The sequence below is a fragment of the Trebonia sp. genome, assembly GCF_049794275.1.
Taxonomy (GTDB): Bacteria; Actinomycetota; Actinomycetes; order Streptosporangiales; family Streptosporangiaceae; genus Trebonia.
Genome location: NZ_JBARCR010000405.1, coordinates 1 through 8,499, shown reverse-complemented (window position 1 = coordinate 8,499; position 8,499 = coordinate 1). Strand labels below are relative to the sequence as shown.

11 protein-coding genes and 1 tRNA gene are annotated in these 8,499 nt (G+C 66.4%); 7 read left to right on the top strand and 5 right to left on the bottom strand.

Translation table 11 applies throughout. The features are described 5' to 3' along the window. Positions 1-64 precede the first annotated feature (64 nt). Entirely contained in the window at positions 65-247 is a 183-nt protein-coding gene (locus tag WA805_RS11115) for a YegP family protein (RefSeq protein WP_422288784.1), read from the bottom strand. 112 nt (positions 248-359) lie between these two features. Next, a complete protein-coding gene (locus WA805_RS11110; RefSeq protein ID WP_422288785.1) occupies positions 360-821 on the bottom strand; it encodes a GatB/YqeY domain-containing protein in 462 nt (153 codons plus the stop codon). Positions 822-888: 67 nt separating this feature from the next. Between WA805_RS11110 and WA805_RS11105 the strand changes: the two genes are divergently transcribed. The 3 genes from WA805_RS11105 (at position 889) to WA805_RS11095 (ending at position 2,845) form a co-directional block, all read left to right on the top strand. Continuing rightward, the gene (locus WA805_RS11105) at positions 889-1,812 is read left to right on the top strand and encodes a metallophosphoesterase (RefSeq protein WP_422288786.1); all 924 of its coding nucleotides are present in this window, start codon (positions 889-891) and stop codon (positions 1,810-1,812) included. Positions 1,813-1,888: 76 nt separating this feature from the next. Beyond that, positions 1,889-1,965 (top strand) — tRNA-Pro (locus WA805_RS11100). 124 nt (positions 1,966-2,089) lie between these two features. Further along, positions 2,090-2,845 carry a TIGR02391 family protein gene (locus tag WA805_RS11095; RefSeq protein ID WP_422288787.1) on the top strand — a complete coding sequence of 252 codons (756 nt, stop codon included), beginning with the start codon at positions 2,090-2,092 and terminating at the stop codon, positions 2,843-2,845. A gap of 414 nt (positions 2,846-3,259) precedes the next feature. On the opposite strand, the gene WA805_RS11090 is transcribed toward WA805_RS11095, so the two are convergent. Continuing rightward, positions 3,260-3,919 (bottom strand): HAD family hydrolase, encoded by a 660-nt coding sequence (locus tag WA805_RS11090; protein ID WP_425242297.1) that lies wholly within the window; start codon positions 3,917-3,919, stop codon positions 3,260-3,262. Positions 3,920-4,028: 109 nt separating this feature from the next. On the opposite strand from WA805_RS11090, the gene WA805_RS11085 reads away from it, so the two are divergent. Both WA805_RS11085 and WA805_RS11080 read left to right on the top strand, forming a co-directional pair. Further along, positions 4,029-4,379, top strand: a complete 351-nt coding sequence (locus WA805_RS11085; protein WP_422288789.1) for a PadR family transcriptional regulator — start codon at positions 4,029-4,031, stop codon at positions 4,377-4,379. After that, on the top strand, positions 4,376-5,002 hold the full coding sequence (locus WA805_RS11080) for an HAAS signaling domain-containing protein (RefSeq protein WP_422288790.1): 627 nt from the start codon (positions 4,376-4,378) through the stop codon (positions 5,000-5,002). Before WA805_RS11085 ends, WA805_RS11080 begins: the two co-directional genes overlap by 4 nt. Positions 5,003-5,525: 523 nt before the next feature. Here WA805_RS11080 and WA805_RS11075 read toward each other — a convergent pair. Then, positions 5,526-6,137 (bottom strand): hypothetical protein, encoded by a 612-nt coding sequence (locus WA805_RS11075; RefSeq protein ID WP_425242296.1) that lies wholly within the window; start codon positions 6,135-6,137, stop codon positions 5,526-5,528. Then, entirely contained in the window at positions 6,134-6,616 is a 483-nt protein-coding gene (locus WA805_RS11070; protein ID WP_422288792.1) for a sigma-70 family RNA polymerase sigma factor, read from the bottom strand. The genes WA805_RS11075 and WA805_RS11070 overlap by 4 nt, the downstream gene beginning before the upstream one ends. Positions 6,617-7,758: 1,142 nt before the next feature. Here WA805_RS11070 and WA805_RS11065 point away from each other — a divergent pair. Continuing rightward, positions 7,759-7,953, top strand: coding sequence for a hypothetical protein (locus tag WA805_RS11065; protein WP_425238290.1), 195 nt, complete (start codon positions 7,759-7,761; stop codon positions 7,951-7,953). Positions 7,954-8,362: 409 nt separating this feature from the next. Beyond that, a partial coding sequence (locus WA805_RS11060) for a helix-turn-helix domain-containing protein (RefSeq protein ID WP_425242298.1) occupies positions 8,363-8,499 on the top strand: 137 nt, incomplete at its 3' end.

Sequence of the window (8,499 nt, the reverse complement as noted above, 5' to 3'; positions counted from 1 at the left end):
GCCTCGGGACACGCCACAGGTGTTACAGCAGTGCGCGCCCTGACGGGCGCTACCGGGTGAGTTGTTACTTGGTCTCGTCGACGATCGTCGCGCCGGGCGCGTTGGTCTGGACCGACTTGATGCCGTTCAGAGCCGATTCCTTGCTCTCATAGGTCTCGCTGGTCGCGATGACCTGGCCGTTCGCGGCGAGCAGGTTGAAATGGAATTTGCCGCTGGAACCCTTTTTCAGCACGAACTTGCCGCTCATGGTTGACTCCCCCAAACTCGGGCCGCCGGCTTTGGCGAGCCTCAATGCGAAATGTCCCCGCATATCGGCGTTCTGACACCGCGGGGTCAGTCAGGGCTCAGGTGAACGGTGGTCACGTGCTGACCGCGAGCTGACGGCGGACCTCGGCGGCGACCCTGGCGCCGTCAGCCCGGCCGGCCACCTGCGGGGTCACGGCCTTCATGACCTTGCCCATCCCCTGCATACCGGCCGCTCCGGTCTCGGCGATGGCCGCCGACACCATGCTGGTCAGCTCTTCGTCGGTAAGCTGCGCCGGCAGATAGCCCGCGAGGACGTCCCCCTCCGCCCGTTCGGCCGCGGCCTGGTCGGCGCGACCGGCCTTCTCGAACGCCTCGGCCGCCTCCCGGCGCTTTTTCGCCTCGCGGGTCAGCACCTTGACGATCTCGTCGTCCGAAAGCTCCCGCGCGCTGTCGCCGGACACCTCCTCGTTCGTGATCGAGGTGAGCGCCAGCCGCAACGTGCGGAGCCGCACCTGATCCCGCGCGCGCATCGCGTCGTTGAGGTCGGTGCGCAGCCGTGTCTTGAGTTCGTTCACCCCTTTATCCTGCCTGACCGTAACCATCGCGGACAGCGCATCGGCACTGACGTGGCACCATAGGTGGGTGCGAGCACGAACACTAACGTCCATCGCGGCCGCTGCCGGCGCCGCGGCAGTCGGCTATGCCACCGTTGTCGAGCGCAACTGGTTCACGCTCCGGCAGCAGGACGTGCCTGTCCTGCCCGCAGGCGCCGACCCGGTACGGCTGCTGCACATCTCAGACCTGCACCTGACCCCTGGCCGGCACCGGCTGATGGCGTTCGTCAGGTCACTGGCCGGGCTCGAGCCAGACCTGGTAGTGAACACCGGCGACTCGATCGCCGCACCGGACGCGATCGGCCCGCTCCTCGACTCGCTCGGGCCGTTGCTCGACCGGCCCGGGGTGTTCGTGTACGGCTCCAACGACCTCTACTCCCCCAAGCCCAAGAACCCCGCGCGATACCTGTGGCGGACCAGCGCGAACGAGCACGAGCATGACGACCCCGACCTGCCCTGGGAGAAGCTGGGCGAGGAGTTCACCGCGAGGGGCTGGCTGGACCTCAGCAACAGGCGCGGGCGGCTCACGGTCAACGGACTGGACATCGCGTTCGGCGGCGTGCACGACTCACACAGCGCCCGTGACCGCTATGACCAGATCGCCGGGCAGGCTGACCCGGCCGCCGGCCTGCGGGTCGGCGTGCTGCACTCCCCGGAACCGCGAGTGCTCGACCAGTTCACGGCCGACGGCTACGATCTGCTGCTCGCCGGGCACACGCACGGCGGCCAGCTCTGTATCCCCGGCTACGGCGCGCTGGCCACGAACTGCGGCATAGACCGCGCCCGCGCGCGGGGGCTGAGCATGCACCCGCAGATTGCCCGGCCGGACGGCAAGACCGCGTGGCTGTATGTCTCCGGCGGTCTGGGGACGTCCCCGTGGGCCCCCGCGAGGTTCGCCTGCCGCCCGGAAGCAACCCTCCTGACCCTGGTCCCGCGCACGGCAAGCGCCTGATTATCGCCGCGCAAGGGAGTCTCGTTATCCGCTAGACTGGCGGAGGTTCGCCCTGGGGGCAGTCTGCCCGGGGCGCCGGGGTGTAGCGCAGCTTGGCAGCGCGCTTCGTTCGGGACGAAGAGGCCGCCGGTTCAAATCCGGCCACCCCGACCACTGAAACCGCAGATCACCGGCTATTCGGTGGCTGCGGTTTGGGCTTTCACCACTTCCGATGTCCGATTTTGGGAGCCAAATGGGAGTGGCGCGCCCACCTGCTGTCCCGCAAGGGGTTGATGGCATGTTCTCGGTAGAGATCGCAGATATCGATGCGGCGCTCGGCAAGGTCCGTGAGTTCATCGAGTTGCTAGAGCGGAATCATAGAGCCTGGCCTGCCAGGAGAACCTCCTCTGACGCGAAGGCGGACTACGACGCCACAAGCAGCCTTATACAGGAGCAACTACCACTGATCACTCGGATTGCGGAGCGCTCTGACGACAGCCTAGGAACCAAGCTGCGTACCGATGGCGGTGGTTACGTTTGGCGCTATCAGTCCATCTTGGAGACCTCCCGCCAGCTAGCGGGTCTGCTTAGCTCGGTCGAGGAAGCAGAGCGGATTCTTGGGCCACGCGGCCCGAAGCTGGCTGCCGCCAATTTGCACCCGTGGATCTGGAACGCGGCCGTAAACCTCTGGGACGACGGCCACCGCCGTGAAGCTGTCCAAGCAGCGGCAACAGCCCTGTTTGACCAGCATCTTCCTGCGAAGCTCGGGGTACCAGGGCCGCCGTCCGCGAAGGAACGTATCAGCCAGGCATTCGCGACCGACCCGCCATCGGCCGGGAAGCCACGACTTCGGCTCGACGACTACCCAGACCCGTCGCCAAACTGGACCAGCCAGCATGAAGGCGCCAAATTCTTCGGCATGGGGTGCGCTCAGCTCATCCGGAATCTGGCCACGCATACCGGTACCCAGCCGGATGAGCAGAGCGCGCTTGAGGAACTGGCGGCCCTCAGTGGGCTTGCCCGGATGATCGACCGAGCGAAGGTAGTGCACTAGCGGCGCCGATGGCGCGACCCTCCTTGCTTGGCGACCAAACGGGGGTGAACAACGCCACTGGATAGCCGGACATCGGCTAGTAGCCGGTTGAGTAGCGGCACTGCGGACACTGGTGCCAGCTCGGCGCGCTGGCGTAGCGACTGTTCCCCCTGCTCGCCGTCCTGGACGATCCGTCGATCGCAGGCAACCGGGGACGCAGCGTCATCCTCGGCGACCTGGCCGCCGTCGAAACTGCCCAGCACCACCCCGAAGCCGCCTGCGACTACGCGATCCAGGCCCTCGACCAGCTCGGCCGCACCTGGTACGCCACCGGCATGGACCGCATCCTCGAAGTCCGCAAGACCCTCCAACCCGACGCCGCGCTGGAGTGCGTGCAGCGCCTCGATGACCGGCTCTACGACTGGCAGGCCACGCTCAGCACGCTCCAGCGTTAAGCGCGGCGATCCGGGCGGGCAGCTCGGCCAGCGAGTCAATCCGCAACGTCGGCACCTGACTCGCGGCCGGGTCATCCCGCCAGATCGAGGCCCACGGGCCGCGGTTGATCAGCGCGGTCCGTAGCCCGAGCCGGGCCGCAGGGATGATGTCGTTATCCAGCCGGTCACCCACATACAAGGTCTCACCAGGTCCGACCGGAGATTCTTCGATCATCTTCCGGAAGAACCCGGGATCGGGTTTCGTGACCCCCCAGTCATCGGAGGTCGCGATCATGTCGGCGGGCAGGCCGAGGTCTCGCAGGAGGCAGCCCGCGCGAGCTGTCTGGTTACCGGCAATGCCGACCCACAGACCCGTTTCGCGGAGTCGGGCCAGAGCGGTCCGCACGTCGGGATACAAGTCGCCCTCGCCGAACCACTCAGGCTTGCCGTCGTCAGCACGCTGCTGGCGAGCCTTGTCCAGGTCGAATCCGGGCCGGAGCACCTGGAACGTCTCGCGGTAGTCCTGGCCCCGGGCGATAACCGCGCCGAACACCGCCGAGAACACATGGCGAGGGACGCCCAGCCAGTCGGCCCACGTCCCGTACTCCCGCGTCTCGTCCACCAGGCACTCGCCGACGTCGAAGACAACAGCACCGATCACGAGTGCCACCCTACGACCTGGCGGCCTGATGTCCCGTGCGTGCGGAAGGTGAAGATCCGCGCTGGGTCGCTCATTGACCTGCTAATCATCGCCAAGTACCATGCAGTACATGGAACCCGGCGATGACACTAACTGGCTGACCCAGGTTCGGAGAGGTGTCGCTGAACGCTGCGTCCTGGCCCTGCTCACCAAAGGTGAAAGGTACGGGTTCGAGCTGGCGCGCGAACTCGGGGAAAGGGGGCAGATCATCGCTAGCGAAGGGACGCTCTACCCGCTGCTCGCCCGGCTGCGGCGCAACGGCCTGGTCGAGACGTCGTGGCGCGAGTCGACCGCCGGACCTCCGCGCCGCTACTACCACCTCACGGGGGACGGAGAACTCGCCCTCGCCAGCTTCAAGAAGCAATGGCGGGGTTTCCGCGACGCCGTCGACGAGATCCTTGAGGAAGGGAACCAGGAGTGACCTCCAGACAGACCGTCGGCGAGGCCGACAAGCTCGTCCGGCGTTATCTGGCGCAGCTGGACGCAGCGTTGCAGGGCGTCGATGCCTCCCGGAGGGAGGAAATCCTCGCCGAAGTGCACGAGCACATCGAAGAGGGCCGGGACGGGCTCGATACCGACGACGCCGCGAGCGTCCGGACCCTGCTGGACAGGGTCGGCGACCCCATTGCCATCGCCGCAGAGGCAGGCGCACCGCCCCCGGGCACCGGCCGCTGGGACGCCTGGGCGCCGTGGCTGATCATCTTCGGCTTCATCGCGAGCGGGCTCGGCTGGATCGCCGGGGTGCTGATCCTCTGGACCTCCCCGACATGGAGCCAGCGCGACAAGCTGATCGCCACCTTCGTGCCGCTCGCCGGCTTGGTGGCTCTCTTCTTTGGCCTCGTAGCCGCATTGCACTTCTTTGGCCTCGTAGCCGCATTGCACGCGGCAGCCAGCTGTCCGGGGCCCGCCGCTTGCACGACCAAAGGGGTCACTCTCCCGCTCGGAGTCGCGATCCTGCTGATCGTCGTCGGTCTCGCCGCCCACTTGCTGCCGCCCATCCACCTGGTGAGGACACGTCGGCAGAGAATCTCCACCTTTGTCTGATCACCTGCTGAGTTTCACCTGCTGAGTTGTCATCGGAAACGACGTCACCGATCACGAGCACACCCGACGACAACACCACGACCAGGGCAATGCGGACATGAGCTAGCCGACATCAGCGCCAGCCACTGCACAGGGGCACTCATGCAGTGCGCTGCCGAATTTTGCCGTTCTCAGATCAAGGCGGGCCGCTGCGCGGCCCGCGTCCGGCGCTCCCCGTGCCGGGCTCTGGGCTGGGAAGGCCCCGCCCGGCACGCCCGCGCCGTCGCTGCAGGATGCGGCCGCCTCCCCATCTGGCTCGTTCATCAGGCACTGCGGTACGGCAGTCAGCCGTCTTCCTCGGGCCGTCGCAGGCGATCGGCTGCGCCAACCATGGACCCGGCGGCCACTCCTTAGGGTTCGGCGCCTGCGAGGATTGGCCGCAGACCAGGTGCCGGACCGAAGGCACAAGCCGGAGGGCCACGCGGGCTGTCGTGTGGCCCTCCGTCGCAGGTGGTGAAGTCCCGGGTGATCGGTCGAGTCGTGCTCAGCTACCGGTGCACTGCGGGCTGGCATATACCAGGACGGGCGCAGCGACTTCGCTCATGGCCGGAGGCTCGCTGAAGCTACCGCCCAGCTGTACGCCTGCGTCGCCTGGAAGGGCCTGCGGGTCGATCACTATGGCGGCGCCGGGACCTGGCGGAGGCCCTAGCCGATAGGAGTCGGGGAAGACCTTGTTCAGCAGTGCCTGGCCCGCGTGGTATGGCCGACACGACGGGTTCTGCTGATCTAGGAAGGTGACGCTGGCCGGGATGCCATCGGCGCGGAGCTTGCTTTGCAGGCTGGCCGGATCATGCAGCTGGCGGATGTAAACATCGATATTGCCGTCGCTCTGCCTGGTGACCGTCCAAGCCGCCAGCTGGGTGCTGACCGGATGGCTGACCGGGTGGCTGGCTGGTAGAAACACGGTCGTGGCAAGCGCCGCGGCCGCGGCCACCCCGATGGCTCCGGCCAGGCCGGTAAGCCTATACCGCCTGCGCCTGGCCCGGCCGTTCCGCACGATGGTGTCCTGCGGCGTATTCATGTGAACCTCGGCGAGGGAGCCCTTTGCCGTAGCGAGGTAGTCCCGCACGGCGCCGAGCGCGTTGTTGTCGTTCATTTCCTGATCTCCTGATCGTCGTGATGCAGGGTCGCGCTCCGCAGCGTTGCGATTGCCTTGTGCAGGTGGGCGCTGACAGTCCCGGGGGCTATGCCAAGGACTTTGGCCGTGGTCTCGGTATCCAGGTCGAGCAGCAGTCGCAGCGTGACGACCTCGCGCTGACGTGAAGGCAGCCGCCGCAGCGCGGCCAGCAGGTCGCCCCTGATCGCAGCGTCCTGATCCGCGGGTAGCGCGATGTCGTGGCTGCCAAGGGCGACCTCGCGCCGATGACGCCGCCACCAGGACACGTGCGCGTTCAGCGCGGTGCGCACCACCCACGCGCGCGGCACGTCAAGCTCGCGCACCCTCCGCCATGACATCCACGCCCTGGTGAACGCCTCCGCGACCAAATCATCGGCCAGTTGACGGTCACCGACGTTGAGCAGCACAATCCGCAGGCAGTCATCGCGGGTCGACTCATAGAACTCCGCGAAATCCATCGGTTCTTGCTCCACACCCCCTACACGCATCAGCAGGAGGATTCCTTTACTCACCCGCGGCTCCTGCCACAGCCAGACGGGACATGTCGCCGAGCACGGAGAAAGTCGATCTTGCTAACGCGGATGCTAACAACAGACCAGGACGAGGCCGGATGAGGCTGGAACCGTTCACCATCCGCAGATGAGGTGAGCAGGTGCATCCGACGATCGTGGACGGCGTTGGACAGCCATGATCTTGCTGCGGATCAGATGGGATTGCCTCCGGCAGGGCCTCAGGCTCAAGGATGGACCGGGAAGTGCAAGAGCCGCCACTGTCAGTGTTGGGCTGAGGCAGGGATTTATCCTCTCGCCATCGGCCAGGACAGGTCCTAGCAGACTTGGCCCTGCGGGCGAAGGTCGTTCAGACGGTGGTGTGCTCTACCTTCACCCGCGAGGCCAAGCCCGCTACCCGGAGGGTGGCCGACGGCGAGAGGATGAACCCCAGGGAAGGGTGGCGCATTCGCGCCAATGCAGGAGACGACGAGCACCAGGGCGACGAGCACCTGGAGAACCGTCACGCCGGGGCTCGCGCCCCCGTGCCCCCCGTGTATGGCTCCGGTCGCCCCGCTTTTTCACCCCCTACCGTCCTACGCGGACGCGGCAGGATCTTGCCTGCACCAGCGCGGGGAACCCCCGCACCCCGAGTAAGAGCACGCCTCCGGCGGGGCCTCAGGGTCAAGGATGGACCGGGCCGAGCAGACACCAGGGCAGCAGTGGGGCTGAGGTAGTCGAGGTCCATCCACTCGCCATCAGCCAGGACAGGCCTAGCAGACCAAAGCCCCCGGGCCAAGGTCGTTCGTCCAGCAGGGCGCTCCACCTTGACCCGGGGGCTTTGCCCAGCTACCCGGAGGGTGGCCGACGGCGAGAGGATGAACCCCCCCACCCGCAGAGCGCGCGATCGCGCCAACACAAAGACGACGAGCGCGGCGCGGCCATCTAGGTGATGGGATGCTGGACTCATGGGGAAGCGGCCTTCGTTCATTGAGGTAGCGACGGATCGCTTGAGTTTCCTGGCTGACGGCCACGGCTTTGTCGGGCCTGAGACTGAGCGGCCGGAGCCGGGCATCCCCGCGATGACCCGCGTTAGTTACCACCGTAGTGACGTGACCGTTGAGGTCTTTCACGTCATTGGTTTCATGGGGGAGAACTACGTCGAGACGCGCTACCGTCGCAAAGGACGGGAAGGCGAAAGCGACTGGATGACGATGGGCAGAAACAAAACGCACACGGGCTACCAGCTCCGGCGCGCCCTTGATCTCCAAGCACAGGCGATCCGCTCCCACCTGCAGCTTAAATAGCAGTTCAGCAGCGAAGTACAGCAACCCACGCCGCCAACGACGGCTCCGGCCAACTCCGGGCACCACGGCTACGCTCAGCCAGCAGATCACGAGCAGGACCGTGCCGACAGTTCGCATCGAGAGGCACGGTCCGTGCCAGCCGCGTGCCAGAAGGAGGCGGAAACCACGGACATCGGGCGGTAGCCAGACGATGAGGAAACGAGCGCTCACCAGCAAAGCAGCCGTTGACCCGAGCAGGTGAAACGACCTTGTAAGCGGCAGGTCAGCGGTTCGAATCCGCTCACCGGCTCCAGCTCAGAAGCCTTGTCAGGCGATTCGCTCTCCTCGCGGGGAGCCTGACGGGGAGCGCGCAACGGCATTAGATGGTCTGCGCGCTCGCCTCGGCACCTGCGATTCCCCGGGAGGCATTATGACAGGCACGTCTCCGTCTTCGGCGAGTACCCGGTTCCTGACCGTTTTTGAGGTTGCCGCGATGATGCGCGTGTCGAAGCGGACTGTGTACCGGCTGGTGCGCGACGGTCATCTGGAGGCGGCCAAGGTCAGGGG

Excerpts from the sequence above, each read along its gene's own strand:
- WA805_RS11115 (WP_422288784.1), bottom strand. The coding sequence starts at position 247 with ATGAGCGGCAAGTTCGTGCTGAAAAAGGGTTCCAGCGGCAAATTCCAT.
- WA805_RS11095 (WP_422288787.1), top strand. The coding sequence starts at position 2,090 with ATGTTCTCGGTAGAGATCGCAGATATCGATGCGGCGCTCGGCAAGGTC.
- WA805_RS11085 (WP_422288789.1), top strand. The coding sequence starts at position 4,029 with ATGGAACCCGGCGATGACACTAACTGGCTGACCCAGGTTCGGAGAGGT.
- WA805_RS11075 (WP_425242296.1), bottom strand. The coding sequence starts at position 6,137 with ATGAACGACAACAACGCGCTCGGCGCCGTGCGGGACTACCTCGCTACG.
- WA805_RS11070 (WP_422288792.1), bottom strand. The coding sequence starts at position 6,616 with ATGGATTTCGCGGAGTTCTATGAGTCGACCCGCGATGACTGCCTGCGG.